The following is a 25,068-nucleotide window of genomic DNA, read 5'->3' on the forward strand; positions in this document are numbered from 1 at the left end:
CCTTGAATGAGACGAACGAGCATACGATTGAGATCAATCAACATTAACAAACTCACGGTCGGTTCGTAAAGTCATGTCTCAATCAATCGGCCACCCGGCACAAGACGTCGGGGTGCCGCAAGGCAAGTGTAGAACAGGAGTAACGTTATGTCTGATACCGAATATTTCGACACGCTGATACTTGGCAGCGGCCAAGGCGGCAAGCTCCTAGCCTGGCATCTCGCACGCTCGGGCCAGCGGGTCGCGGTCGTGGAACGGCGTTGGGTCGGCGGGGCCTGCCCGGCTGTGGCTTGCCTGCCGAGCAAGAACGAATTGTGGAGCGCGCGTGTCGCCCACATGGTTCAGCGCGCAGCGGAGTTCGGGACGGTGACCGGGCCGGTTAAAACCGATATGACGAGGGTGCGCGGGCGCAAGCAGGAGATGGTCGATCGTGAGATCGTCTTTCATCTCGGTGCCTATGAGGAGAGCGGCGCCGAACTGATCATGGGCGAAGGTCGTTTTGTTGCAACAAAGACGATCGAAGTTCAGTTGAATGATGGCGGAAGTCGCCGACTGTCGGGCGATCATGTCGTGGTAAATGTCGGCAGCCACGCGGCCATCCCCGATATTCCCGGCCTTGAAGCCGCCCGTTCTTTAACTCATATCGAGGCCCTGGAGCTCGACTATCTGCCCTCCCATTTGATCGTGCTTGGCGGCGGCTATGTCGGAATCGAGATGGCGCAGGCCTATCGTCGGTTCGGCAGTCGGGTCACCATTATTGAGCCGGGTGCTCGGCTCATGGGTCGGGAAGATCCCGACGTGGCGGACGAAATGCAGCGCATCCTCGATGCCGAGGGTATCGAGATTCTGCTCGACGCTCGGCCTGTGCAGGTGCAGGGGCTGTCCGGCGATGCCGTCACCGTCGCGGTTCGGACCGCAACAGGCGAGCAGGCGGTGGATGGCAGCGATCTCCTGGTTGCGGTCGGGCGCGTTGCCAACACTGCCGACATCGGCTTAGAGACGACCGGCGTCGAACGCGATGCTCGCGGCTTTATCCAAGTCAATGAGCGGCTTGAAACAACGGCGGCTGGCATATGGGCGATCGGCGAATGCGCCGGCAGTCCGCAGTTTACCCATGTTTCGGTCGACGATTTTCGGATTGTCCGCGACAACATGGCCGGCGGCAATCGTCGGACAGACGACCGGCAGGTTCCTTATGTTATGTTCACCGATCCGCCGCTTGCCCGAGTAGGTCTCAGTGAGGGCGAGGCCCAACGCCAGGGGATTGAGTTTCGTCTTGCTACCTTGCCGATGAGCAAAGTACTACGGACCGAGGCGACCGACGAGACGCAGGGCTTCATGAAGGTTCTTGTGGCTGCGGACGATGATCGTATCCTTGGCTTTACCATGATCGGCTCGGAGGCTGGAGAGGTGATGGCGGTGGTGCAGACCGCCATGCTTGCCGGTCTTGCCTATCATAAGCTGCGCGACGCCGTCATCGTCCACCTGACAATTGCAGAGGGTCTAGGACCGCTGTTTGCAAATGTGCCGCCTGGGTCGTGACGGCTGAAACAGCAAGTTGCAAACCGCTCGGATATCCGGAAATTGGCCACCAGGTCCGTTCTTTAACATAAAACGGTCCGGCGGAAGCGCGATCGCGTTTTGGTTAAACGATTTCGAGCCGACGGAAGATTCAGGCCCTGCGGGGTCGATCAACCGATCTCACCCCTGGCGAAATCTATTGAGGTGCAACGAGATGGTAAAGCAGGCCGAGACGGCGTGATCTACTTCGGGATGAACTGGCGTCGGCGGCGGAACTGATGCAAACCGCAATCACCGCCGCCGCTACGTCAGGCCCTATTTCCAGCTGGTGTAGTCGGCGGCAACACATACTAACGGTGCTCGATCCTGACCGAACCGCTTCGTCAGCTGAACGCATCCCCATCCGTTGATGGCTCATGGTCAGACCTGAGCGAGGCCGCCATCAACAGGGAGATCGATGCCGGTGATGTAGGAGGACTCGTCCGATGCCAGGAAGTAGGCGCCAGCCGCGAGTTCTTCCGGCAGGCCGAGACGGCCAAGCGGCGTCATCGACGCAAATGCGCCCTTAGCGGCATCCGAAGCTTCGTCGCTCTCGAATTGGCCACGGATTATTGGTGTCTCCGTTGCCCCTGGGCTTAGCGTGTTGACCCGAATACCCTTGTCCTTAAGTTCCTGAGCCCAGACGCGCACGAGACCTCGAACAGCGGCCTTGGTGGCTGTGTAGATACCGTGAGCGGGAATGCCCTTCACGTTGACGATCGAGGAAACGACGACGATCGAGCCTCCGCGGCTCATCAGAGGCAGCGCCTTTTGCACAGTGAAGACGACACCCTTGACGTTGATGTCCATGGTCTTGTCGTAATGGGCTTCCGAGAGATCGAAGATCTTGGCGTGCTCGACGAAGCCCGCATTTGCGATCACGATATCAACGACGTCTTTTTCCGCCTGGACAGTAGCGTAAAGCCGGTCGAGATCGGCAAGGCTGGTGACGTCGCCTTGTACTGTGGTGACGTTCCTGCCGATTTCGGCCTTCGCCTTTTGGAGCTCTGCCTCGCGGCGGCCGGTGAGGAAGACGTAAGCGCCTTCGCGAACAAATCGCTTGGCAGTCGCCAGCTGGTCTACAGCCAGCTGGAAGACACATGGGCGTTCCGGCGAGAGGAGGAGATGGCCTCTGTGACTGTTCGCGGCCGCGTCAGGCTCAGCGCCGCGGAGGGAATCCGCGCCGGCGTTCTGGCGGACATGGGCTTGGCGGTGACATCTGACTAGATGTTCGCTCCGGAACTGGCAAGCGGGGCAGTGCAACGGTTGCTGCCGGAGTGGACGCTTCCAACGATTGATCTTTGGGCCGTCTACCCGTCCGGGCGGTTGGCGAGCGCCAAGGCACGTGCGTTCGCCGACTTCGTGGGAATTATTCTCGCTGAGTAATTGGACACAATTGCATCCCGGATAGATCGGAGCGGGCTAGATGTCCGCGGCGGGGGATTGAACGGGTCGGATCAGTCTACTTTCATACCGCGCAGTTTATCTACCGCCTTGAAAGGAACCGAACCGTAGAATACCGGACAGGGGAGCGCAGTTCCACTTGAGGCAATATGCGACTATCAGAAGCTCATACCGCCAAAAGCTGGGTCGCGGACCGCGGGCAACCAGTCTCGGAGCCGAGGCGTCAATAATTGTTGCAACGCATTAATCAAGGTCTTCCTCAAGGCAAAGATGTTTCGGGCGAGATCGAGCCTCATGATGTCCTTCAATGAAGCGGCCAGAACAGCAGCAATGCCGGCACTGCCGTCAGCACGATGATCACCGAAAGTGGCAAGCCTAACCGAGGATAGTCGCTGAACTTGTAGCCGCCCGGCCCCATAACCAGCGTGTTGCACTGGTGGCCGATGGGTGTCAGGAAATCGCAACCGGCGCCAATGGCAACGGCCATCAAAAAGGCCTCCGGCTTGAAACCGAGAGTGCTGGCAAAACTGGTCGCAATTGGCGCCATCACCAGCACCGTTGCGGCATTATTTAGGAACGGGGTGACGGCCATCGCGGCCACCAGGATAAGGGTCAATGCCCCGAAGGGGGGTAGTTGATGTGCTACTTGGGTCAACCAATGTGCGATCAGTTCGGTGCCACCGGACGTCCTCAAGGCGTCACTGACAGGTATAAGGGTTGCAAGCATCATCAGTATCGGACCATCGATTGCTGTATAAACCTCCCCAAGCGGAATCGCACGAAACAGCACCATAGCAACCGCACCGGCAAAGAAGGCAATCGACACCGGCAGCAGAGCGAACGCTGTCGCTCCGATCGCCGCAAGCAGAATGACGAGGGGAACAATCCCGCGCCTGACGCTGCCCAGCATGATCGTCCGTTTTGCCAGTGGCAGGCAGCCGAACTCACGCAGCAATGTCGGCAGTACACTGCTCTGCCCCTGCAGCACGACGACGTCCCCGAACCGGAAGGTGATCTCGCCCAAGCGCTCCTTGATCCTTTCGCCATGCCGGCTGACGGCAAGCAGATTGACGTTGTATCGATCGAACAGGGCAAGGCGCTGTGCCGACATATCGATCAACGGCGAGCGTTCGCCGATGACCGCTTCAATCGCCTCCGTCTCCGCCGATCGCTCCTTGTCCGAAGGTGACCGGTCACGCGAAAGTTTCAACTTTCCAGCCGTGACGATGGCGTCTAGCGCATGCGGGTCGCCCTCAAGTACCAGAACGTCGCCTTCCGCCAGTATGGAATCGGGGAGAGGTGTAACCCGGTGATCAGCGCGCACGATAGACGTTACCATTGCCGCACCTTCGGCCGGCTTTATCAGATCTGTCACCGTTATGCCCACGGCTGCCGACCCCTTCGCTACAGCTGCCTCGGAGACGTAATTGCGAATCTCGATCGCCTCGTCCACAGAAACCGTTTCGCGCATCCGCTCCGGAACCAGCCGGTAAAACAACACCAGATAAATGATCCCGGTGGCAGCAAGTGTTGCACCGACAGGGGTGAAATCGAACATGGAGAAGCTCTGACCAACCATTTCCGCGCGCACGCGCGAGATCACGATGTTCGGCGAGGTACCGATCTGCGTCATCAGGCCGCCAATAAGGGCACCGAATGCCATGGGCATTAGGAACACGGAAGCCGACACGTTCGATCGTCGCGCGAACTGGTAGGCAATGGGGATCATGATCGCCAGCGCACCGATATTTTTCACGAACGCCGACAGCACGGTCACAATGATCACCAGTATGGCGAGCTGTGCCCTTACGGACGACACCTGTGGCACGAACCGCTGCACCGCCGCTTCCATCAGCCCGGAACGCGCCACTCCGGCACTGACAACGAGTGCACTGCCGACGATGATAACAATTTCGTCGCTGAAACCGCTAAACGCCGCCTCAATGGGGACGACTCCAAGTACGACCGCTGCAAGGAGCGAACACATCGCCACGATATCATAGCGGACCCGGCCCCAAACGAATGCGGCCATCATCAGGCCTATTACCGTGAAAGCCAGGAATTGTTGAGTTGTCATGAAGTCTCCGTTTCTCACGCAATTCCGATAAAGCAGGATCGTTCCTTGCTCAATAAGTTTCCATGGCGCACGGATGTCTAAGCCGTAGCAAATGAAAAATCGGGATGAAGCGAAGTCTTTAGCCGATACCGTGACCCACAGGGTTGATAACCCGGTGTTTGCCAAAATATCCGCTTCAACAGTGACGCCTTCAAAATATCGGACGAGCATTTTCAACTACAAGTTCTCTTGACTCTCTTCAACCTCCAGAACGAAACTAGAACGCGAAGCAAGTATTGGCGATTAAATACGGTGGAGGGTCGTGCTGGGAGGCGGATATGAACGAAGCTCAGGAACAACTGCCGGTCAGCGACACCACGGCTCGATGGTCAGTCCCGCCGTTTCCAGCCACATCAGCCGAGTACATCACGGTATTGGCGCATTATCACCGCGCCGAGATGGGCCGCATGGCAGGGTGGCGCGACAGGATCGACCGCACAACCAACTGGGCCATTACCGGCGTTGCAGCAATGCTGTCTCTGTCGTTGTCATCGCCGACGTCGCATCACGGCGTGCTCTTGTTCGCCATGGTGCTGGTGCAACTTCTTCTGATCATCGAGGCGCGACGCTATCGATTCTTCGACGTCTACCGCGGACGAGTACGCCGACTGGAGAAACACTATTTTGCTCAGGTCTTTGAACCCCTGCCGGAGTTGGATAGCGACTGGGCGCGCCTGCTCGGCCAAGATTTGCGCAAGCCGCAATTCCTGATCTCCATCCGAGCGGCGATGTCGCGGCGGCTGCGCCGTAATTATTTATGGATGTTCCTCGTCCTGCTTCTGGCTTGGGTATTGAAAATCTCGACGCCTAAATTGCAGGATGACGGGGTGGCGCTGGATGTTGCGCGATCACTCCATGAGATCGTCGCAAACGCCGCATTCGGGCCGTTACCGGGCTGGGCCATATTGCTCGGGGTAATTGCATTCTACTGCTGGCTCGCCTACGCCGCCCTGCTCGCCGGCGACTCTGACAAGAAGGAGCACGGCGAGGTTCATGTCTGATGGGAGAAAGCAGGGCGCAGAATAGCGCACTCGCCCTGCCCACAAAGTACGTCCCGCAACTGCGCTGCCCGCGTGCGGCACCAAGAGTCGCTGGCCGCAAAATGAGGAATAGTGGCTCGATCCCCTATTTGAGCCGTGTATGGTCAAACCGCAGGTAAAACATACAAACCGGTGCTTTTCGGCCTGTCGATCTAACTTGGGTAGCGGACATAAATGCTGCATCCAGTCGCATCTTTGGTATATGGACAGAGACATCAAACTCGACACATGATTTCCGCTCGCCGAAGATTTTATATCATGTGTGCGACCATGAACTCCTAAGGGGAAAACCGCGATTGGAGCCTGATGAGTCGCTCCAGCGCAGCTATCAAATCTCATCCGTTCTGACCTTGTCTATTTCGGTGCCGCCGCTGCGGTTTCGCCGGGCGGCAAGATCCGGAACATAAAGGTCGATACCTTCTTACCGGGTTTAACCGGATCGGGAATCTTGTTCTTGACCGGCTTCACGTTTTGGAGAAATGCTGCGATCGCCATGGCGTCATCCTTGGTGAGATGCGCAAAAGCTTGCCAGGGCATGATAGGGGCGAGGACGCGACCATCTGGCCGTTGACCAGTCTGAAGAGCAGTTACAATTTGCTCGAGGCTCCAGCCACCAATGCCGGTCTCCTTGTCGGGCGTGACGTTGGGTCCGACAACTACACCGACACCGGGAATCTCGAAGCCCACATCCGAGCCGCCAAGAAAGCGCGACAGATCCGGCTTTCCGAAGAAGTAACCCGGCGTGTGGCAGTCGTTGCATCCGCTTATCGTGACGAGGTATTCGCCCCGCGTAATCTGTGCGTCGTCGGCCACGGCCGCAAACGATAGCAACCCAAGGCCCGATGCGGTTACGAATGCAAATCGAATTGGCGTTTGAAACATCGTTTTCTCCCTCCTATTTTTAAGTCCGTACGGTTCACAATGCGTCTGCGCCCGTGTCGCTTTTGACTTCTGCAATAAGCGTACGGAATGCTGATCACATCACATACGGCCTGATGTTTTTCACGTTTAAGTCCGCCGCATAGCCGTGCATCTGGTCATTGCATTTGACAATTGCTGGGTCCAAGAACAGGAATCTCAGCCTTCAAAATCTAATCCCTTCCCCATGGGCCCTATAGTAACTATTTGGGTTGAGCATCCGGCACTGACGCTTATCATGCTATCGCCCTGCCAATCCGGTCATTTTCTTGTCACTCGCGAACCGTCGGGTGGTACCCGTCACATCCTAGCCAGCGAGATCCTTGAGGAACTTACCATTCACCCAACCCTTCCTTTTCGAAGGGCCGTAAACTATCGCGACCCAGGAACCCCGAGAGTCACAAGAGGAGACGATGTCACCGTTGTGGATTTCGTCCAGCTTCCGATACTTTATCCCCGGGCCCGCCCGGACGGCGAGGAACCCGTCGCCTTTCGGGTCGACGCCCGTGACAGTGCTGCTGGCGCACCAGGCCGCCTGACCATCACCACCCTTATCGGAGAAGGGAATATCCAGCGCCCGCGCCGATGACGTTCGGCTGATTGCTTCAACATATCCTTCAAAGCTGCACGTCGCCCCATGAAAAAAGTCACATCCGGAACCCTCACTGGTCAGGAATCGATTGCCCTTTTTCTCGATGGAAATCTCGCACTTTTGTCCTGAATCGCTGAGTGTTGCAGTCCAACGGTTCGGGCCCGACGTGGTAAGTTTTCCGCTTCCGTTGCCTGCGCAGCCCGCTGCGCCGACGCTGATACTGAAATTACTTCTTTGGGTGACACTAATCTCCCCTTTGCTCCGTTGCCATCCATCTTCCCCGCGTATCTGCCGTTTTCCATAGCGAAAACATTGCCAGTCATGAGCAACACGCCCATCGCAGCCAAATATTCCTTTCTCATATTCTGCTCCCCATGTTTGCCACGTCGCGTGTGCTCGTCGGCCTTCAGTGGCGGTAAGATCATCAGAGCACCCAACAAACCAGCTCCCGCTACGCGACTATCCAGGGTTCAAGCTCGAGCCGTCCCATCCTCCGCCAAGGGCCTGCCGGACAAAACGCACTTTTTGCGGCCCCTCCAGCCTTCCCCCGGGAAAGCGGACTTCGAGCGAAAAGCTGCCCTCCACCGGCTCACCCGTACGGAAAGAAACGAGCTTCGAATACTGTTCGAAATCGCAGACATATTGTTCGCCCGGCTTCTCCGCCAGGCATCCGGTCTTGACGATCTTTTTCAGCCTGACCTCCAATTCGCCGAGTTGGCATTGGGGCAAGTCGGTCACGGGGCGCTGCTCGCCAGGATTGCAACGCATCGCTGCATATATCGCGTTCACCCTTTCTGTGACGCTGTACATGAACAATGCCATGTCGTTGGCGCTCGGTTCGCGGCGATCCTCTGCGCTGGCGGTACTTTCGACGACAACCTCGGCCAGTGCCGCCTCTCGCCGACCTTCCGCCGCGATGGCGGCAAGGGTTTCCGACGTGCTCCTGCCGTCAAGAACATTTCGGATCACGTTCTCGGTCGCTGCGCGGGGATCAGGTTGACGTCGCGCTTCTGCGAACGCTTCCTGAAATTCAGTTGCGATGGCAGGATTCGATTCAAGCTCTGCAATCTTCTGCCACATGGGAGCGAGCAGGTTTTCCTGGTCCAATGTCCCGAACGATTGTTCGAGGAATTGCCGATAATCCTCTATCGGAGCAAGCGCGCCGCGTGCCATAGCCAAGCCGTCCAAGCTGGTGGGCACGTTTACGGCCGAGGCCGCAATCTCAGTCAACTTGGGCCTGAGAACTTCAGCTACCCGCTGCTTGCAGACCTCGGAAACCCGATGTTTGACCCCATCCGGCCAGTCAGACCTCTGCGCCCGTTGGTATATCCGGAATACTTGCCCTATGCCCTGAGGAAAAACTTTCGGGTCGGACGACAGTTCGGCAAGAAGCGCATCGGCCCCTATACTTGCCCGCGCTGCCCCGATTTCCGCCAGCAAAACGTCGATGGTCGGCCGGTCGACCTTACTAAAGTTGACCTCGATTTCGAGCTGCCTCCACCAGTACTGGTTGGCGACGCGTTTGCGCTCGTATTCTTGAATCCTGTCGCGGATAGCTTTGATCCAGGCCGGCCCCTTTCTGTCGAACATACCTGCTATGGGAGGCGGTATTTTTTCTACAGGCGGAAGCAAAAAGGCCCTAAACACCCCGGGTTTGCATTCAGGAAGCGTCCCATCAATGACGCGTTTGCTGCCGCTTTGGCCAACCTGTCCTTGCAGTCCTACAGCGCGGAAGCCCGTAGGCTGAGCGATCCATGATCCGGGCAGCAACTGAAACGTTCCTGTTGGCGTGACCGTGCCGACAACATTGTAGCTCGCCTTTTTCCACCCGGAACTGTATTCAAAAACGCCTTTCAGTTCACCGTTCTTGGACTCGTTGATGGATAGCGTCATCTTGAGGTCCTGTGTTCGACCGCAAGCAAAGACGCCCCTCCATTGGCCGAGAAGGTCATCGTTAGCGAGGACTGGACTATTCGAACAGACCAAGAGAAATATAGCGCTGAGCCATCGGTTCATAGGATCCCCCGAACCCCCGATCACGACACATAATGTTACAGCTACCCGATTGTTGCGGATAGGTAGCCTTTTTAGTTACAGGTTGAGGCTTGTATCGAATGTCTGGTTCATGCGATTAACCAGCGCGCAGCACAGCCAGCGGAGCATCGCTCGCCCGAATTAATTCTGAATGTGGTGGCAGTTGCAGCCTGCCGCACCGCGTTTCATCGTTTCCCCATATCGTCTGATATGGGGGTCGCCGAAAATTCAATTTAGTGAAACGCTCAGCTCAGTCGAGGCGAAATACATCCTTCAACAGCTTCTTTAGCGCGGTTTGCGCCGCTTCAGTTGATGCTTTGTCATATCCCACGGTCGGACCGAACTCTACACAAGCATCATCGTAGGTGAAGACCTTATGAAGGGTCATGTGGTCCATCCACCGAACGTAGATGTACGGGTGCTTCAAGGTCAACAGGCGATCCTGGACGTGTCACAGTGACTGGAATACGTTATCGCCACAGAAGGGCTGGGTGATATAGTTGCGCTCGCCGCCACACCGTTGACCGTGCTCCGACCAGATCGTGCCTACGTCAAGACGATATGACTATAGAGTGCTCAAGACTTAGGCAATCACTCAGGCCTGCCGACGCAACCAGCACCTCGCCGCCGCGGCGAGGTGCTTGTACTTGCTGGAACCGGCAGTTTCATTGGTCTGTTCGCCCGCACGCAAATGTTCCGGATGTTTGGCATGGAAATTGCTTCATCAAATCCTGACAACAAGCCAGAACAGGAAATATGCAGATGAAGCGCAGACAATTTCTCCTCACACTAGGTGCCGCGGTCATGATGATGACGCCTATGCTGGTGCCCAAGGCCGCGCAGGCCGACGCGCTTGCCGATATTACGGCGCGCGGTACGCTGCGTGTGGCAGTGCCGCAGGATTTCCCGCCCTTCGGGAGCGTGGGCACCGACATGGCGCCCATGGGCTATGACATCGACATGGCCAACCTGATCGCTGAGAAACTCGGTGTGAAGACCGAACTGGTGCCGGTGACGAGCGCCAACCGCATTCCCTATCTGCAGACGAACAAGGTGGACCTGGTCATTTCAAGCCTGGGCAAGAACGCAGAACGCGAAGCGGTCATCGATTTTTCCAAACCTTACGCGCCGTTCTTCAATGGCGTCTTTGCGCCAGAGTCCGTCGCCGTAGCAAAAGCTGAAGACCTATCCGGCAAGACAGTCGGCGTAACGCGCGGCGCCATCGAGGATCTCGAACTGACCAAGATCGCCACCGGCGATACGGTGATCAAGCGCTATGAAGACAATAACGGCACGATTTCCGCCTTTCTCTCCGGCCAGGTTGAAGTCGTGGCAACAGGCAACGTCGTTGCAGCGGCCATCCTTGCCAAGAACCCGCCGAAGCGCCCCGAACTGAAGTTCCTGATCAAGAACTCTCCCTGCTATATCGGCCTCAACAAGAACGAGCCCGCGCTCCTCGAAAAGGTCAATGCCGTCATTGCATCCGCCAAGTCCGATGGTTCGCTGACCAGCATCGCACAGAAATGGCTGGGTGCCGGCATCCCGGCCGACCTCTGATACGAGCATCGCATGGCGCCCGGTAACGCGGGCGCCTATCCTCTCGAGCAGACGGGGTTTCCACTTGAAGTACATGTTTGATTATGCTTGGCTGGCTCAATACTGGCCCGTGCTGCTGAAAGGCATTCTCGTTACTATCCAGTTGATCACAGTCGGCGCTGCTGCGGGCATAGCGCTCGGCATCGCCTGCGCCTGGGTTCGAAGCCTCGGACCGAAATGGTTGCGCCCGGCGGTAACGGCCTATGTGGAACTGATCCGAAACACGCCGTTCCTGATCCAGCTGTTCTTCATCTTCTTCGGCCTTCCGTCGCTTGGTCTGCAAATGAGCGAATTCCAAGCAGCGAACCTGGCGATGATCATCAATCTCGGGGCCTATAGCTGCGAGATCATCCGGGCGGGAATCCAGGCGACCCCGCGCGGGCAATTCGAAGCGGGGGCGAGCCTTGCCATGACACCGTTCGAGACCTTCCGTCATGTCATCCTTGTCCCGTCGCTGCAGCGGATCTGGCCGGCGCTCTGTTCGCAGGTCATCATCGTCATGCTCGGTTCGTCCGTCGTTTCGCAGATTGCTGCCGAAGACCTGACATTTGCCGCCAATTTCATCCAGTCCCGCACCTTCAGGGCCTTCGAAGCCTATTTCGTCTCGACGGCAATCTACCTGGTGCTCGCGATCCTGCTGCGGCAGGTGCTCATTGCGGCCGGTTCATTCATTTTCCCGCGGAGGAGCGGCCGATGATCGAGTTTTCACTCTGGGACATCGTCCGCAACCTCCTGCTGGCGGCGCGATGGACAGTCGTGCTGTCGCTGGTATCCTTCATGGGCGGCGCATTGGTCGGCACGCTTCTGCTCTTCATGCGCATCGGACGCCGGCGCGTATTGGGCCTCTTCGCCAAATATTATGTCGAGCTGTTCCAGGGCACGCCGCTGCTGATGCAATTGTTCCTGGCATTCTTCGGGCTCGGTCTTGTCGGCATCGACGTGCCCGCCTGGCTGGCGGCTGGCGTTGCGCTGATCCTCTGGTCCGCTGCATTCCTCACCGAGATCTGGCGCGGCTGCGTTGAAGCGATCGCCAAGGGCCAGTGGGAGGCATCGTCGAGCCTCGGCATGGGGTATGTGCAGCAGATGCGCTACGTGATCCTGCCGCAAGCGATGAAGATTGCGATCCCCCCGACCGTCGGCTTCTCCGTTCAGGTCATCAAGGGGACTGCCCTCACCTCGATCATCGGTTTTGTCGAGCTCTCAAAGGCCGGAACCGTCGTGACCAATGCGACCTTCCAGCCCTTCATGGTCTATGGGCTCGTCGCGCTGATCTATTTCGCGCTGTGCTGGCCGCTATCAAAGAGCAGCCAGGTATTGGAAAGGAAGCTCAATGTCGCTCATCGAAATCACTGAAGTCCGCAAGAGTTTCGGGGCCAACGAGGTTCTGAAGGGCATTAACATCGATGTCGATCCGGGCGAAGTCATTGCTATCATCGGCAAGAGCGGCTCGGGCAAATCAACGCTGCTGCGTTGCATCAACGGTCTGGAGCTCATCGACAACGGTTCGATTTCCGTTGCGGGCGCGGGATTGCTGCCGGATGAGCTCCATCTCAAGGCGCTGCGGCTGAAGGTCGGCATGATCTTCCAGCAGTTCAATCTCTTTCCGCATCTGACCGCAGGGGGCAATGTGGTGCTGTCGCAGATGGTGGTCAGGAAGACGCCCAAGGCCGAGGCCGAAGCGATGGCGCGCAAGATGCTTGAGCGTGTCGGCCTTGGCCATAAATACGATGCCTTTCCCGACGAACTGTCCGGCGGCCAGCAGCAGCGCGTAGCTATCGCACGGGCGTTGGCGATGCAGCCGATCGCGCTGCTATGCGACGAGATCACCTCGGCGCTCGACCCGGAACTCGTGGCAGAAGTTCTCGGTGTCGTGCGGGAACTCGCGTCGGAGGGCATGACGCTGCTGATGGTCACGCACGAAATGAAATTCGCCCGCGACGTGTGCAGCCGGGTGGTCTTCATGCATCAGGGCCGCGTGCACGAGATCGGCAAGCCGGAGGAGGTGTTTGCCGACCCGAAGACACCGGAACTAAAGCAGTTCTTAGGTATGCATTAGGCTGACTGGTCAGACCTTCCTTACTCAATGCATGAACAGTTCCGAATACCATCTGTCGTGACTGCCGTGAGCGCGGCACACGTTGCGCCGATGCTTTGCATCAGACTCGAATTCATCCGGAATTTGATAGACCTACGCAATCCCAAACGTCGGATGAATCTGGCGTTTATTCAAAATCGCCACTTGTTGATAAACGTTCGTTTGAAATGCCGATGATAGATGTTTTTGTTCAATCTAGGTTGGGTCCTAAAAGTCTACGATCGCTGAATAGGCACTGGCGTTCGGATGTTCTTGTCATGCCGGCTGGTCGGCGAACGTTATCGGTCAATATGTCATCACCCTGCCAGCTTTTTGGGCCTTATGCGTAGGCAGGCATCTCCAATGCAATACGATCGTAAGTGACATGCGGGATGAGTTTGCCCCCCTCGCCTTTCTCTAGCTCAACCAACCCATATCGTTGCATCGTTCGTAGCGTGCGACTTAGATTTGATTTTGCTCGTCCTGACATCGTTTCCAGTTCGGCAATCGAGGCGGGCTTTTCTTTAACGATGATCTCAAGGAGAGCGCGATTTCGATCCGACAAAACCTTGGCAAAGCTTTCGATGGAGGTGAACCAGACCTTCGGATCGTCCCTCCTGGGCTTAAGCTGCCCCCGAGCAATAGCCATGGTCCGGCTCTTCATCGTCTCATAGCTCGCAATTCCAACATGAAGTGTCTTCTTCATTTGATCACTCCTATCTCTCTCAAAACGCCATCGACTTCGTTCCAGAAGTCTCCAAGTAAGGTGGCAGCGTCACTGTACTCATAAGGCTTCACCGTTCGAAAACGGTGCTTGTGGTCGAATTTTTGCGTCGACTTGCGGCTTGGCCCACTCACCGCTGAGATCGCGTGAGCATTGTCAAAGCCTACCAGCCGCTCCCCACCTGATCCGTGTAACGTCAATGAATAGCGCAACCCGTGCGGCCGTTGCGGCGTGACCGTGACTGCTTTGACGGCGAACTTGACCCAATACGTCTGGCCAACAAACATTGTTTGACCGTCCAGATCGAGCAGAGCATCAAGACTCGTGTCACGCGCACTCATGCCATCCTGTTATCATTTAGTGATAACTGCCGCAAGTTCAATATCCAATGACATTCCATAGCAGACAGTATGCGATTTTCGGAGCACATACAGAAAACAACAGGAGCAGGCCCCTCGTCTCTTTCAGAGTTTATTTTGTATCGTGTATGTGCCCGAAGAAGTGCGCATCCTGTTGCTGGCGCAAACTTAGAAGGTGTGAGGCGTCTAGTTCCACATCTGCGAGCCGGATCGGGTCGCCCGCCTTAACCGGGCGGATCAGTCTACGGTTCGCCACCAGGTAGAAAGGAGCTGGTTGCTCGGCCGCGAGCGGTCCTGCGGGAAGGAGGACCGCCGATACCTGTTCGATAGCGTGGTGGTGGCCCGTCGCAGCCAGGATCTTGCCGGTGCCGAGATCGGCTTCCGCGATGGCAGCAATATCGAACCGCGGTTGCGGGTGCCGTGTTCCGCTGGAACGAAGCTTCAGACCTGCTTCGAGGACGCTGGTGGCCGCCTCAAGTCCGAGAAGATGCCGCGGGAGGTAGACCATCGCCGTCGCTCCGCTGCGGCTTAGAACATGGCCTTTTTCCGCAAGAAGGCTCCAACTCGCTGCATCTCGGCACCTAACCACGACAAAGACTCCACCCGCAAAGCTGACTTCGCCAGGAAGGCGCAGGCAATGGAAGACATCCATTCGGCGCTCGCCCTCCAAGAGCCCGCCAACTGTCTGCGTGGAAAAAAATGTTGGCACCTCCGAAATCCGGGCTATGGGGCAGTGAAGGTCTGGAAGGTCAGGGACAAGATTGATCGAATGGGAAACAACGGCGAGTTCGCAAAGATCGGGAACCGCACGTTGGGGCAGTGCGGCGGCCAACCGAGACCGTGCAGCGGCAATTTCGGTGACGTCACGTTGGCCGAGTTCAAGATGATCGGCAAAGCCAGGAGCATCGACAATGACGCCATTGCTCGTGAGCGTTCCCGTCAGAGAATCGAAGACGAAATCATACTCGCTGGACTTTCCGGCACAGACAATTTCGAAGCCAAGAACCTCTGCCCATGTGACAAGACCGATTAGAAGGCTGGGCTGATCGCCGTCAACCGGGGTGACCACGGTTCCCCTTTGAGATGCCATTCGAGCAAGGCCGGGCCCGATGACGCTGTCAACCTCTTTGGATACTAGCGCGACATGTTTGCCGGCACCAATCGCAAGCTCGGCATGACGTGCGCCTGCTTCCGGGTGCCCGGTCGCTTCTACCAACACATCAAATGGCAAATCGACGATATGTGCAACGTCCCCCGCAGCAATGCACAGGCCATTCTCCCATGCCCGCTTGGCCTCCTCTTTGCTGCGGCACTCAGCGACCGCCTCGAAGCCAGCGGATTTCATGGCCTCGGCGGCCGTAGCGCTATCGACATCGACAGCGATACGCAAATCGAGGAGAGGAACATGCCTGCCCTGGGCCAGGAAACTTCGGCCAAACCCGCCGGTGCCGACAATGCACACGTCGATTGGCCGAGACGCATCGCCGAAATAATCATGATAGTTCACGGTGTTGGATCCTTTCGGTACGGCACTTAAATCTTCGCTGAATGTCCCGCGGCACGGCGCCGGAGATTGCGGACGCCAACTGCGTTCGCAAGTATCGGCCAGAGAAGCATCAGCAGTCCCAGCGCCATGATTCCAGTGACCAGCGGGTTCGACCAGAAGATCGACAGCGAGCCATTCGACATCAGCATGGATTGACGGAAAGCATCTTCGGCCTTGTCGCCAAGGACCATGGCGAGAACGAGAGGGGCGATCGGGTAATCCAGTTTCTTGAACAGATAGCCGAGTATTCCGAAGCCGAGCACCAGCCACATATCGAAGGTTGAATTGGCTATCTGATAGGCGCCTGAGAAGATAATTGCCACGATCACCGGTCCGACGATCGAGAAGGGCACCCGCAGAATGGACGCATAGATGGGAACCGTGGCAAGTACCAGCACAACGGCGACGACATTACCAAGATACATTGACGCGATGAGACCCCACACGAAATCCGGGCGATCGATAAAGAGCATGGGGCCGGGTGTCAGCCCCCATATCATCAGCCCTCCCATCATCACCGCCGCCGTTGCCGAGCCAGGCACGCCAAGGGCAAGCATCGGCAGCAGTGCCGCTGTACCTGCCGAGTGGTCGGCCGTTTCCGGCGAGACGATGCCGCGAGGGTCGCCCTTGCCAAATCCGGACTTGTCCTTGGCAAACCGCCTTGCCAGGCCATAGCTCATGAACGAGGCCGCTGTCGGGCCGGCCGGCGTGATCCCCATCCAGATGCCGATCACCGTTGAACGCAGGATCGACCAGCTGTAACGGGGCATCTCCTTTAGCGCCTTGAGCACATCTACGATCCTGACCCGCGCCTTGATGCCATCAAACCGCAAGCCTTCTTCGGTGGTCAGCAGCAACTCGCCAATACCGAAAAGCCCCATGACTGCCACGAGGAAGGAGACCCCCTTGATCAGATCCGGAATGCCGAATGTCAGGCGCAATCCGCCGGAAATCGTATCCATGCCGACGGTGGCAAAGGCAAAACCCAGCATCATTGTGACAAGTGTCTTAGCCGGTGCATTTCCGCTCATTCCGATGAAGCTGGCGAATGCCAGAAAATAAACGGCGAAAAATTCCGGCGAGGAGAACTGCAACGCAAAACCGGCAACCCAGGTGGAAAGCAGGGTGATCATGATCACACCGGCCAACGCCCCGATACCGGCTGACATGAACGCAAGCGTAAGCGCGCGTGTTGCCTGCCCGTTCTTCGCCATAGGATAGCCGTCAAAGGTCGTCGCTACAGATGAAGGTTCACCGGGGATATTGAAGAGTATCGAGGTCGTCGAGCCACCAAAGAGGGCGCCCCAATACATGCAGGAAAGGAGAATTATGGCCGAGATCGGATCCATCGTGAACGTCAGCGGCAGGAGCAGCGAGACACCATTCGGCGCACCGAGACCTGGCAGCACACCGACGAGTATCCCGAGCATGACGCCGACGATCATGATAAGAATGTGGTGCCAGGTGATGATGGTCGAAAACCCATCCATCAGGTAACTGAAATTTCCCATCGGCATCTCCCAAGTGTCCCGGCAATTGCAGGATCAGTAAATTCCGAGCCAACCTTCGATTGGCCCCTTGAGAAGCGGCACCTGAAAGCCGACCTCAAAAACGAGATAGAAGAGTGCGGATACGGCGAGCGCGGCGCAGGTTGACACCCACCACCGGTAACCTCCCTGCCATTTCATGGAGCCGAAGATGTAAAGCGCCGTGCCGACGTAGAGACCAAGGAGCAGCGAAATGACGATGAAGGCAACGATCGGCAGAAAGAAACCAAGGACCGGTTTAGCCCGTTCGATATCGATGAAAATCTCGCCTTCATGGTTGTAGAAGAAGAGGCTGCGCAAGAGCGTAACGACACTTCCCAGGATTACCAGGCTACCGACAATAAATGGGAAATAACCCGCCTCGGGTCCGGTATCACTCCAGCCGACGCCGCTTCGCCATGACTCAATACAGATGGCAATGCCGACTCCTCCGGTCAGGAGCGTTGTTACGATTTCCATCGTTTTGCGAGATACATATCCTTTTTGCAACTCGGCCATGCTCTCCTCCATCCGCCGTCAGTCGCGAGGCGCCCACCGCGGGCGCCTCGCGATCAGATCACTCGACCAGCCAGCCTTCGCGCTTGAGAACCTTGCGCACGTTCTCGCGATCACTGGTTTGATAGGTGGTAAAATCGCCACCAGCGAGGAACTGCGACGTTTGCGAAGTCTTGGCCACATAGTCGGCCCATTCCGATGTCTCGGAGACCTTCTTCAGAACGTCCTGATAGAATTTCACGGCATCCTCGTCGACTCCCGCTGGCAACCAGACCGTGCGCGGCATGCGGTAGCTGTCAATTGCCAACCCAGCCTCGGCGCATGTCGGTATGTCGCTCCAGCCCTTGCCGTCATGCACTGGCTCGCTTTTGGGAAAACGGTCGGGCCGGAAGACACATAGCGGCTTCACCATTCCGGCCTGCCATTGGCCTCGGTTCTCATTGGGATTGTTTACATTGGCATCGATGTGGCCACCAGCCAACTGGACCGCTGCCTCACCGCCGCTCTTGAACGGAATGTATCGGAACTCAGCCCCTGTCGTCTCGGCTATGGTCGAGACGAGAATCTGGTCCGTGTCCTTGGACTGGCTGCCGCCGAACTGGATCGCTTTCGGCTCGGCTTTTGCTGCGGTTACGAAGGTCTTGATGTCATTGACTTCGGATTTGCCATTCACCCAGACCAGGAATTCATCGAGCGCGAGTGCGGCGACCGGCGTCAGGTCTTCAGGTTTATAGGGAACAGCCGCAACACTTGGCAGCAGATATTCATTGTTCGTGCCGAATGTCAGTTTGTAAGGATCGCCCTTGTAACCGGCGGCGTAGACGAAACCCTCGGCGCCACTACCGCCGCCCTTGTTGGTCACAACGACCGGCGCATCCATCAACTTATGCTTGGCGATGATGGATTGTACCGTTCGCGCGAAGTTATCCGTGCCGCCACCTGGACCAGAGGTGACAACGAACTCGACTGGTTTTGTCGGTTCGAAGGCCACTGCCGGGGTGATGGCTGTCATTGCGAGCAGCATCCCTGCGATTTGTTTCAGCATATTGAATCCTCCCTGTTGCTATACCGCCCGCCGCATGCTCCAACCCCGACGGCACGGTCCTGTCCTCGTTAACTCCTGTTGCGCCCCGCCTCTCTCGAGACGATTTGCTGCCTGGCCATCTTCGCCGCCAATAGCCCAGCCTCGCGCGATGCGCCGACGTCCGCGATGCCGCGCCCGGCAATGTCGTAGGCTGTGCCGTGTGCCGGCGTACAGAGCGGGAATGGCAACCCACCCATCATCGTGACTCCCTTGTCGAAGCCCATCATCTTCATCGCGATCTGGCCCTGGTCGTGGTACATGGTCAAAACTGCGTGGAAGCCTTCCTTCAATGCCCGCAGGAATACCGTGTCTGCGGGAAATGGCCCATCCACGGCATAACCGGCTGCCTTCGCACGGGCGACGGCAGGCTCGATGACTTCGATTTCCTCCATCCCGAAACTGCCGCCATCGCCAGCGTGCGGATTGAGCCCTGCGACTGCGATTTTGGGATTGTCGATGCCAGCGAGGCGCAGACAGGCAGTTGTCAGCTCGACCTCCGCCAGGATGGCACCGATGCTGATGTGGGCGGAAACGGCAGAAAGCGGGATATGCGAGGTTACACGCGCATTCCAGACACGTTCGAGAACGTTGAACTCGCGCATCTTGCCGTTGAAGGACAGAACATCGGAGACAAATCGAATCTCGTCATCGTAGCCGGGATAGGCGTAACGCATCGCTTTCTTGTTGAAAGGTGTGAAGCAGATTCCATCAACGCTGCCCTTGTCGGCCAGATGGAGAGCGAAGCGAAAATTTTCGGTCGCAAACGTACCACCTGCTAGCGTTGCCTCGCCTCGCACCACATTCTGGGGATCGAGGTTGCAAAGATCCACAAAGACTGGCCGCTCCGAAAGTTCCGTCGAAAAGTCGCTCGCCGACCGATAGTCGAGATCGAGTTCGATGTTTGCGGTTCCTGCACCCTCCTCCAGGATGCGACGATCGCCGATGACGATGAAATGAGCAGCATTTCGGAGTTCAGGCAGGGCAAGCATTTGCGCAGTCAGTTCGGGACTGATTCCGGCCGGATCGCCCATGACAAGTGCCAGAACGGGCCGCTCCGCCTCCGCGGTGGCTGCTGGTTTGGCGTTCGCCATAAAAACTCCTCCTCTCCAGATGAGGCTTAAAGGACTACAAACAAATTTTCCTGTATGCAAGCATTTTGTATACAGTATAAAAAATAACGTATGAAGGCGGTATCATTTTTGTTCTACCAATGCGAAAATGACCGGAGGAACCGACTCGCCAGTTGGGCAGCGGAACGAGGGGAGAAACACCATGGCATCTGAAATGGTCGAGGCTAATGGACGACGGACAGTTGCCACTATCTCGCGTCAGTCGCTCCATGGAGAAATCGTCACGCGTTTGCGGGACATGATCATCGAAGGAGATCTGCAGCCGGGCGAGCGCATTTACGAAACCCAGCTCGGTGAGGAACTGGGCGTATCGCGCACGCCGCTGCGCGAAGCGCTGAAATTCCTGGCCAGCGAAGGTTTGGTCGAGCTTGTGCCGAGCCGGGGCGCCGTGGTCAAACGTTTCTCAGCCAAGGACGTGGAGGACATGCTCATTGTCCTGCGGTCATTGGAAATGCTCGCCGGACGTATCGCATGCGAGGTGGCGAGCGACGAAGGCATCGCGCGGTTGCGGTCATTGCATGATGCAATGGTAAAACACTATAAGGCGGCTGAACGGCTCGAATATTACAAGGTCAACCAACAGATACATACCGGCATTGTAGCCCTGGCAAACAATGCCCCGCTGGCCGAAGTGCACGGATTGCTGCAATCGCGAGTCAAGCGCATTCGCTTCATCGGACACGAGGGAGCGGAGCGATGGGCAGGGGCAGTCGCGGAGCATGAAACGATCATCGCGGCGCTCGAAGCACGCGACGCCGAAACTTTGGCCCGCGAGCTTGACACTCACCTTGCCAATGGCTGGGAGCGGGTGAAGTCTGTCGTCTGACTTCTGGTTGAAAGGAAGCAGATGATTGCTTTGCGCGGGAGCACGTACCGGGGACTTTAGGCTGTTCTGAAAAAGAAGCGACCCCGATGGGGATAAATATTCCGTTGAAAAATGCCGACAAGATCACTTTTGGATTTTCGCCCAGATGTCAGGTGCGCACTTAGCAAAACCTTGTTCAGGTCACGCCGCCCCCTCGGTCTCCAATGCCTGAGGCGCCAACATTAGTTTCGGCGTCTGCCATAACGTAATGCACATATTTGTAGTCATGGATGAACCTGATCTCATCACCGCGCCACTCCAGCCACATGAAATAGTTTGGAGTCGCAGCCAACCGATTTTCAAAGACCGCGATAACTTCTCGACCCTCGAGCCAAGCAGGTGCAAGCCACACGCCGGCGAGCTTTGCGCAGATGCTGAAGAACATTCCAACGTCAGCGGAGCCAACACGAATGGGATGGGTCGATTGATTGAGTTTTACGTCATCCGCAAGTAGTGCACGCAGGCTGTCCCAGTCTCTGTGGTTGAACAAGGCGATATAGCGCGTCACTTCAGCTGACCGCGGCTTGATTTCAGAAGGCTGCGACGCCTCCCCGTTGATTTCGCGAGGCCCGTTAGCGGTCTAGCAGTTCGCTGACTCAATCGGAGCGGAACCCGTGGATGTATATGGCGCAGCGTATAACGCCGAAGTCGTCGTGCTGGCATTGGCTTTTCCTGTCGCGGCAACCTTGCCCACAGATCTATTCGATCGCTCTGCTGACGCGTTGTGATCATCGATACATCAAACTATTACCCTGACGTGCGGGACTCTCGAATTCCGGACATCGACGAGGGTATGCTGGAAAGCATCTGGACATCGCGTCGCCTCGATCGCCCGATCTTCAAGGCGTTCAACAGTCTTATGTTCTATGTGCTCTCCCAATTGGGGAAGCCGGAGGGTTCGTCAAACCGGCTGGCCATCCCCGTGGCAGGTGATGACCCTAAGGGAAAGTCAGTCGTCATGAGTCTCATAAATGACATGGATTTGAGTCAAGATCGCGCCCCGATTGATCAGTCGTGGGCCAAATCGAAAACATGGTGATAAATATGGCCTGTGAACATTTCGAGCAGGCCCTTTGTCATTTCCCGGCTTTCGTAACGCACCTGAGACGCCAGAGCCGCCACTAGTGCGTCGCGGCTTTCATACATGGTGGACAAAACCATAGGATAGCAGGGAGCACCCTCGTCCCGTTCGATATCGTAGAGAACGCGCACTTCCTTGACACCAGGAAAAGCGAGCCACATGGGTAGGAGCTTCTCGGCGACATAGGATTTGAAGGCCTGTTCACGCCCCGCATGAATACTACCTTCGAAGAAGGCCTGACGGATGATCATGGTCTCGTCCCAGCTCAGTTGACGGTGGTTGGCGGCTTTTCGCCGGCGAAATGGGCGGCGATATTGGCAAGCACGAGCTCGCCCATGGCCACCCGGGTTTCAACCGTGGCACTGCCCTGATGGGGCATCAGCACGGTGTTCGGCGCGGTGAAGAATTCCTCGCGGATCTGCGGCTCGCCAACGAAAACATCAAGGCCGGCCGCCGCGATCGTGCCGCCGTTTAGGGCGGAGAGCAGCGCATCCTCGTCGACGACGGTGCCGCGCGCGATGTTGACCAGAACGCCGTTGGGACCGAGTGCCTTCAGCACATCCGCATTGACGATATTCTGGGTTGCGGCGCTGGCGGCGATGCAGACGGCGAGAATATCGCTGTCCCCGGCAAGCTCCACGGGCGAGACGCAGGATTTCCAGCTGACGTCGGTGATCGACGAACGGTTCCAGTAACGCACGTCCATGCCGAAAGCTTCGGCGCGTTTGCCGAACGCCTTGCCGATCTGGCCGAGGCCAAGAATGCCGACGCGCTTGCCTTTGGGGCTGTTGCCAAGTGGAAAGGCTTCTCCCTTCGCCCAACGGCCTTCGTGCACCATCCGGTCGCCTTTCGGAATATGACGGAGAACGGCGAGCAGCAGCGCTATGCCTAGATCGGCGACGTCGTCCGTCAACACGCCGGGCGTCGTGGTGACGTCGATGTTACGGTTGCGGGCAAACGTCAAGTCTACCTTGTCCGTGCCGACGCCGTTGATGGCGATAACGCCAAGCGACGGCATCTTTTCGATCCATTCGTTGGAGATGCCGGTGCCGCCGCCGGTGGCGACCGCGCGGATCGCAGGCAACGCCACCTCGATCGACGGCTTCTGCGCCGCATCGTAGACCCGGTGAACCGTATAGACAGTGTCGAGTTGGTCCTCGACGAATTGCATCATCGGCTCAACGAGCAGGATATCTGGTTTCATGTCTGAAACTCCGTATTTCAAAGGATTGGCCCGGCCGGAAATTTGGAATCAGGAAATCTGGCCAAGGAAGTTTTTCAAGCGCTCGTTTTTGGGATTACCGAAGAAATCCTTCGGCGTACCCGTCTCGATGATTTCCCCAAGATCCATGAAGATCACCCGGTCTGCCACCTGGCGGGCAAAGCCCATTTCGTGCGTCACGCAGAGCATGGTCATGCCCTCGCGGGCGAGGTCAATCATGGTGTCCAGCACCTCCTTGACCATTTCCGGATCGAGGGCCGAGGTGGGCTCGTCGAACAGCATGATCTTCGGGTTCATGCACAGCGCACGCGCAATCGCTACGCGCTGCTGCTGACCGCCCGAAAGCTGCGCGGGATATTTTTCCGCCTGCTCGGGAATACGCACGCGCTCCAGGAATTTCCGAGCGGTCTTTTCCGCCTCGGCTCTGGAGATGCCACGCACCTTCATCGGTGCCAGCGTGCAGTTTTCCAGCACGGTCATATGTGGAAACAAGTTGAACTGCTGAAAGACCATGCCGGTCTCCTGCCGCACGATGTCGACATTCTTGCCCCCCGCCGTCAGATCATGGCCATCGACGACAACCCGGCCTCTCTGGATAGTCTCAAGCTGGTTGATGCAGCGGATCAGCGTCGATTTTCCGGAACCGGAAGGGCCGCAGATGACGATCCTTTCCCCCCGGTTGACAGAAAGCTCGATGTCCTTCAGCGCGTGGAAGTCGCCATACCACTTGTTGACGCCTTCCATTCGCACGACCAGATCGGAAGTTCCGTGCACGTCTGCCGGTGATGCGCTACCGTTCACTTCAGTCATGGCGAGGAACTCCCTTTCAGTCTTGCTTGCTTACTTCTTGGCTTTGGCCACGAAATCCGGCAGCGGGGCGCCGAGCCACTTTTCATGTATCTTGCTGAGGTCGCCGTTGGCTTTCACCTTGTCGACAAACGCGTTGACTGCGGCAAGCAGCTCCGTCGAACCCTTTCGAACGGCAATACCCTGCACCTGCTGACTGAGCTGGAGCTTTTGGTTGAAGCGGCCGGGAGCAGCCTTTTCGATCTGGGCTGCGACGACATTCGAAACGCCGATCAGCGCGACCTGACCGGAAAGCAACGCCTGGACGGCACTGGAATCGTCATCGAAACGCTGGATCTTGGCATCCTTCGGCGCAATCTTGGTGACAGCCGTATCCTGCGTGCTGGCGCGAGCGACGCCGATGGACTTGCCGGAGAGGTCTTCCGGCTTGGCGACAGCAATGTCTGTGGCTCCGAATACGCCGATCGAGATACCGGCATATGGCGTCGAGAAATCGACGCTTTTGGCGCGCTCTTCGGTTATGCCGAGCGAGGCGACAAGCAGATCGACCTGATTGCTCTGCAGGTACGGAATGCGGTTCGGGCCGGTAACCGGAACGATCTGCACCTTCACGCCCCACTCCTCGCCGAGCAGTTTTGCGACGTCGGCGTCATAGCCGTCCGGCTGGTTGTTGGTATTCATTATCCCGAATGGCGGGAAATCGACCAGCATGCCAATCTTGACCGTGCCTGCCGACTTGATGTCTTCAACGGTCTGAGCCGTTGCGACGGACGTCACTGCGCCAACCATCAGGCCGGCACCAATCACAGCCATCATCTTGCGTCTGGAAATGTTCATTTTTTCCTACCCTTTCATTTGTGCCGGTGTCCTCCCT

Annotated in this window: 25 protein-coding genes; 8 read left to right on the top strand and 17 right to left on the bottom strand. The window is 57.2% G+C overall.

Annotated features, from left to right (window positions below):
- Positions 1-147: 147 nt before the first annotated feature.
- Positions 148-1,542, top strand: a complete 1,395-nt coding sequence (locus FHS21_RS27130) for an FAD-dependent oxidoreductase (RefSeq protein ID WP_183665020.1) — start codon at positions 148-150, stop codon at positions 1,540-1,542.
- A gap of 399 nt (positions 1,543-1,941) precedes the next feature.
- Here the strand turns inward: FHS21_RS27130 and FHS21_RS27135 are convergent, their stop codons facing one another.
- Positions 1,942-2,649, bottom strand: coding sequence for an SDR family NAD(P)-dependent oxidoreductase (locus tag FHS21_RS27135; protein WP_183665077.1), 708 nt, complete (start codon positions 2,647-2,649; stop codon positions 1,942-1,944).
- A 138-nt stretch (positions 2,650-2,787) separates the two neighbouring features.
- Here FHS21_RS27135 and FHS21_RS31415 point away from each other — a divergent pair, with 138 nt between their 5' ends.
- Positions 2,788-2,946 (top strand): LysR substrate-binding domain-containing protein, encoded by a 159-nt coding sequence (locus FHS21_RS31415; RefSeq protein ID WP_312879942.1) that lies wholly within the window; start codon positions 2,788-2,790, stop codon positions 2,944-2,946.
- Positions 2,947-3,268: 322 nt separating this feature from the next.
- Here the strand turns inward: FHS21_RS31415 and FHS21_RS27145 are convergent, their stop codons facing one another.
- Positions 3,269-5,041 (bottom strand): SLC13 family permease, encoded by a 1,773-nt coding sequence (locus tag FHS21_RS27145; RefSeq protein WP_183665023.1) that lies wholly within the window; start codon positions 5,039-5,041, stop codon positions 3,269-3,271.
- A 317-nt stretch (positions 5,042-5,358) separates the two neighbouring features.
- Between FHS21_RS27145 and FHS21_RS27150 the strand changes: the two genes are divergently transcribed.
- Positions 5,359-6,081, top strand: a complete 723-nt coding sequence (locus FHS21_RS27150) for a DUF2270 domain-containing protein (protein ID WP_183665025.1) — start codon at positions 5,359-5,361, stop codon at positions 6,079-6,081.
- Positions 6,082-6,474: 393 nt separating this feature from the next.
- On the opposite strand, the gene FHS21_RS27155 is transcribed toward FHS21_RS27150, so the two are convergent.
- From FHS21_RS27155 to FHS21_RS27170, 3 genes are all read right to left on the bottom strand, one after another.
- Positions 6,475-7,002: a c-type cytochrome gene (locus FHS21_RS27155; protein WP_183665027.1), complete on the bottom strand. Its 528-nt coding sequence runs from the start codon at positions 7,000-7,002 to the stop codon at positions 6,475-6,477.
- 1,087 nt (positions 7,003-8,089) lie between these two features.
- Positions 8,090-9,523, bottom strand: coding sequence for a hypothetical protein (locus FHS21_RS27165; RefSeq protein ID WP_183665029.1), 1,434 nt, complete (start codon positions 9,521-9,523; stop codon positions 8,090-8,092).
- A 391-nt stretch (positions 9,524-9,914) separates the two neighbouring features.
- Positions 9,915-10,052, bottom strand: coding sequence for a hypothetical protein (locus FHS21_RS27170; RefSeq protein WP_183665031.1), 138 nt, complete (start codon positions 10,050-10,052; stop codon positions 9,915-9,917).
- A 416-nt stretch (positions 10,053-10,468) separates the two neighbouring features.
- Here FHS21_RS27170 and FHS21_RS27175 point away from each other — a divergent pair, with 416 nt between their 5' ends.
- From FHS21_RS27175 to FHS21_RS27190, 4 genes are all read left to right on the top strand, one after another.
- A complete protein-coding gene (locus tag FHS21_RS27175) occupies positions 10,469-11,221 on the top strand; it encodes a transporter substrate-binding domain-containing protein (protein WP_376772222.1) in 753 nt (250 codons plus the stop codon).
- Positions 11,222-11,285: 64 nt separating this feature from the next.
- Positions 11,286-11,957, top strand: a complete 672-nt coding sequence (locus FHS21_RS27180) for an amino acid ABC transporter permease (RefSeq protein WP_183665035.1) — start codon at positions 11,286-11,288, stop codon at positions 11,955-11,957.
- On the top strand, positions 11,954-12,613 hold the full coding sequence (locus tag FHS21_RS27185; RefSeq protein WP_183665037.1) for an amino acid ABC transporter permease: 660 nt from the start codon (positions 11,954-11,956) through the stop codon (positions 12,611-12,613). Before FHS21_RS27180 ends, FHS21_RS27185 begins: the two co-directional genes overlap by 4 nt.
- Entirely contained in the window at positions 12,591-13,316 is a 726-nt protein-coding gene (locus tag FHS21_RS27190) for an amino acid ABC transporter ATP-binding protein (RefSeq protein WP_183665039.1), read from the top strand. Before FHS21_RS27185 ends, FHS21_RS27190 begins: the two co-directional genes overlap by 23 nt.
- 358 nt (positions 13,317-13,674) lie before the next feature.
- Here FHS21_RS27190 and FHS21_RS27195 read toward each other — a convergent pair whose 3' ends face one another.
- From FHS21_RS27195 to FHS21_RS27225, 7 genes are all read right to left on the bottom strand, one after another.
- A complete protein-coding gene (locus FHS21_RS27195) occupies positions 13,675-14,040 on the bottom strand; it encodes an HVO_A0114 family putative DNA-binding protein (RefSeq protein WP_183665040.1) in 366 nt (121 codons plus the stop codon).
- A complete protein-coding gene (locus FHS21_RS27200) occupies positions 14,037-14,399 on the bottom strand; it encodes a toxin-antitoxin system TumE family protein (RefSeq protein ID WP_183665042.1) in 363 nt (120 codons plus the stop codon). Before FHS21_RS27200 ends, FHS21_RS27195 begins: the two co-directional genes overlap by 4 nt.
- Positions 14,400-14,529: 130 nt before the next feature.
- Positions 14,530-15,924, bottom strand: a complete 1,395-nt coding sequence (locus FHS21_RS27205) for an NAD(P)H-dependent oxidoreductase (protein ID WP_183665044.1) — start codon at positions 15,922-15,924, stop codon at positions 14,530-14,532.
- 26 nt (positions 15,925-15,950) lie between these two features.
- Complete coding sequence (locus tag FHS21_RS27210) at positions 15,951-17,474, bottom strand: tripartite tricarboxylate transporter permease (protein ID WP_183665046.1); 1,524 nt, start codon at positions 17,472-17,474, stop codon at positions 15,951-15,953.
- Positions 17,475-17,507: 33 nt separating this feature from the next.
- On the bottom strand, positions 17,508-18,008 hold the full coding sequence (locus tag FHS21_RS27215; protein ID WP_183665048.1) for a tripartite tricarboxylate transporter TctB family protein: 501 nt from the start codon (positions 18,006-18,008) through the stop codon (positions 17,508-17,510).
- A gap of 58 nt (positions 18,009-18,066) precedes the next feature.
- Positions 18,067-19,050, bottom strand: a complete 984-nt coding sequence (locus FHS21_RS27220; RefSeq protein WP_183665050.1) for a Bug family tripartite tricarboxylate transporter substrate binding protein — start codon at positions 19,048-19,050, stop codon at positions 18,067-18,069.
- A gap of 68 nt (positions 19,051-19,118) precedes the next feature.
- The gene (locus tag FHS21_RS27225; RefSeq protein WP_183665052.1) at positions 19,119-20,180 is read right to left on the bottom strand and encodes a 4-hydroxythreonine-4-phosphate dehydrogenase PdxA; all 1,062 of its coding nucleotides are present in this window, start codon (positions 20,178-20,180) and stop codon (positions 19,119-19,121) included.
- 181 nt (positions 20,181-20,361) lie between these two features.
- On the opposite strand from FHS21_RS27225, the gene FHS21_RS27230 reads away from it, so the two are divergent.
- Positions 20,362-21,045 carry a GntR family transcriptional regulator gene (locus tag FHS21_RS27230; protein ID WP_183665054.1) on the top strand — a complete coding sequence of 228 codons (684 nt, stop codon included), beginning with the start codon at positions 20,362-20,364 and terminating at the stop codon, positions 21,043-21,045.
- A gap of 175 nt (positions 21,046-21,220) precedes the next feature.
- On the opposite strand, the gene FHS21_RS27235 is transcribed toward FHS21_RS27230, so the two are convergent.
- The 5 genes from FHS21_RS27235 to FHS21_RS27255 form a co-directional block, all read right to left on the bottom strand.
- Entirely contained in the window at positions 21,221-21,592 is a 372-nt protein-coding gene (locus tag FHS21_RS27235) for a nuclear transport factor 2-like protein (protein WP_376772221.1), read from the bottom strand.
- Between the two features lie 500 nt (positions 21,593-22,092).
- Positions 22,093-22,416, bottom strand: a complete 324-nt coding sequence (locus tag FHS21_RS27240) for a hypothetical protein (RefSeq protein WP_183665056.1) — start codon at positions 22,414-22,416, stop codon at positions 22,093-22,095.
- Positions 22,417-22,430: 14 nt separating this feature from the next.
- Positions 22,431-23,339 (bottom strand): 2-hydroxyacid dehydrogenase, encoded by a 909-nt coding sequence (locus tag FHS21_RS27245; protein ID WP_183665082.1) that lies wholly within the window; start codon positions 23,337-23,339, stop codon positions 22,431-22,433.
- A 78-nt stretch (positions 23,340-23,417) separates the two neighbouring features.
- On the bottom strand, positions 23,418-24,197 hold the full coding sequence (locus FHS21_RS27250; RefSeq protein WP_183665058.1) for an amino acid ABC transporter ATP-binding protein: 780 nt from the start codon (positions 24,195-24,197) through the stop codon (positions 23,418-23,420).
- 30 nt (positions 24,198-24,227) lie between these two features.
- Positions 24,228-25,031 carry a transporter substrate-binding domain-containing protein gene (locus FHS21_RS27255; RefSeq protein ID WP_183665061.1) on the bottom strand — a complete coding sequence of 268 codons (804 nt, stop codon included), beginning with the start codon at positions 25,029-25,031 and terminating at the stop codon, positions 24,228-24,230.
- Positions 25,032-25,068: the final 37 nt, after the last annotated feature.

It is taken from the genome of Phyllobacterium trifolii (assembly GCF_014192095.1).
Classification (GTDB): Bacteria; Pseudomonadota; Alphaproteobacteria; order Rhizobiales; family Rhizobiaceae; genus Phyllobacterium; species Phyllobacterium trifolii.

Excerpts from the sequence above, each read along its gene's own strand:
- FHS21_RS27130 (WP_183665020.1), top strand. The coding sequence starts at position 148 with ATGTCTGATACCGAATATTTCGACACGCTGATACTTGGCAGCGGCCAA.
- FHS21_RS31415 (WP_312879942.1), top strand. The coding sequence starts at position 2,788 with ATGTTCGCTCCGGAACTGGCAAGCGGGGCAGTGCAACGGTTGCTGCCG.
- FHS21_RS27145 (WP_183665023.1), bottom strand. The coding sequence starts at position 5,041 with ATGACAACTCAACAATTCCTGGCTTTCACGGTAATAGGCCTGATGATG.
- FHS21_RS27150 (WP_183665025.1), top strand. The coding sequence starts at position 5,359 with ATGAACGAAGCTCAGGAACAACTGCCGGTCAGCGACACCACGGCTCGA.
- FHS21_RS27155 (WP_183665027.1), bottom strand. The coding sequence starts at position 7,002 with ATGTTTCAAACGCCAATTCGATTTGCATTCGTAACCGCATCGGGCCTT.
- FHS21_RS27165 (WP_183665029.1), bottom strand. The coding sequence starts at position 9,523 with ATGACGCTATCCATCAACGAGTCCAAGAACGGTGAACTGAAAGGCGTT.
- FHS21_RS27170 (WP_183665031.1), bottom strand. The coding sequence starts at position 10,052 with ATGACCCTTCATAAGGTCTTCACCTACGATGATGCTTGTGTAGAGTTC.
- FHS21_RS27175 (WP_376772222.1), top strand. The coding sequence starts at position 10,469 with ATGATGATGACGCCTATGCTGGTGCCCAAGGCCGCGCAGGCCGACGCG.
- FHS21_RS27185 (WP_183665037.1), top strand. The coding sequence starts at position 11,954 with ATGATCGAGTTTTCACTCTGGGACATCGTCCGCAACCTCCTGCTGGCG.
- FHS21_RS27190 (WP_183665039.1), top strand. The coding sequence starts at position 12,591 with ATGTCGCTCATCGAAATCACTGAAGTCCGCAAGAGTTTCGGGGCCAAC.
- FHS21_RS27195 (WP_183665040.1), bottom strand. The coding sequence starts at position 14,040 with ATGAAGAAGACACTTCATGTTGGAATTGCGAGCTATGAGACGATGAAG.
- FHS21_RS27200 (WP_183665042.1), bottom strand. The coding sequence starts at position 14,399 with ATGAGTGCGCGTGACACGAGTCTTGATGCTCTGCTCGATCTGGACGGT.
- FHS21_RS27210 (WP_183665046.1), bottom strand. The coding sequence starts at position 17,474 with ATGGGAAATTTCAGTTACCTGATGGATGGGTTTTCGACCATCATCACC.
- FHS21_RS27215 (WP_183665048.1), bottom strand. The coding sequence starts at position 18,008 with ATGGCCGAGTTGCAAAAAGGATATGTATCTCGCAAAACGATGGAAATC.
- FHS21_RS27220 (WP_183665050.1), bottom strand. The coding sequence starts at position 19,050 with ATGCTGAAACAAATCGCAGGGATGCTGCTCGCAATGACAGCCATCACC.
- FHS21_RS27225 (WP_183665052.1), bottom strand. The coding sequence starts at position 20,180 with ATGGCGAACGCCAAACCAGCAGCCACCGCGGAGGCGGAGCGGCCCGTT.
- FHS21_RS27230 (WP_183665054.1), top strand. The coding sequence starts at position 20,362 with ATGGCATCTGAAATGGTCGAGGCTAATGGACGACGGACAGTTGCCACT.
- FHS21_RS27240 (WP_183665056.1), bottom strand. The coding sequence starts at position 22,416 with ATGATCATCCGTCAGGCCTTCTTCGAAGGTAGTATTCATGCGGGGCGT.
- FHS21_RS27245 (WP_183665082.1), bottom strand. The coding sequence starts at position 23,339 with ATGATGCAATTCGTCGAGGACCAACTCGACACTGTCTATACGGTTCAC.
- FHS21_RS27250 (WP_183665058.1), bottom strand. The coding sequence starts at position 24,197 with ATGACTGAAGTGAACGGTAGCGCATCACCGGCAGACGTGCACGGAACT.
- FHS21_RS27255 (WP_183665061.1), bottom strand. The coding sequence starts at position 25,031 with ATGAACATTTCCAGACGCAAGATGATGGCTGTGATTGGTGCCGGCCTG.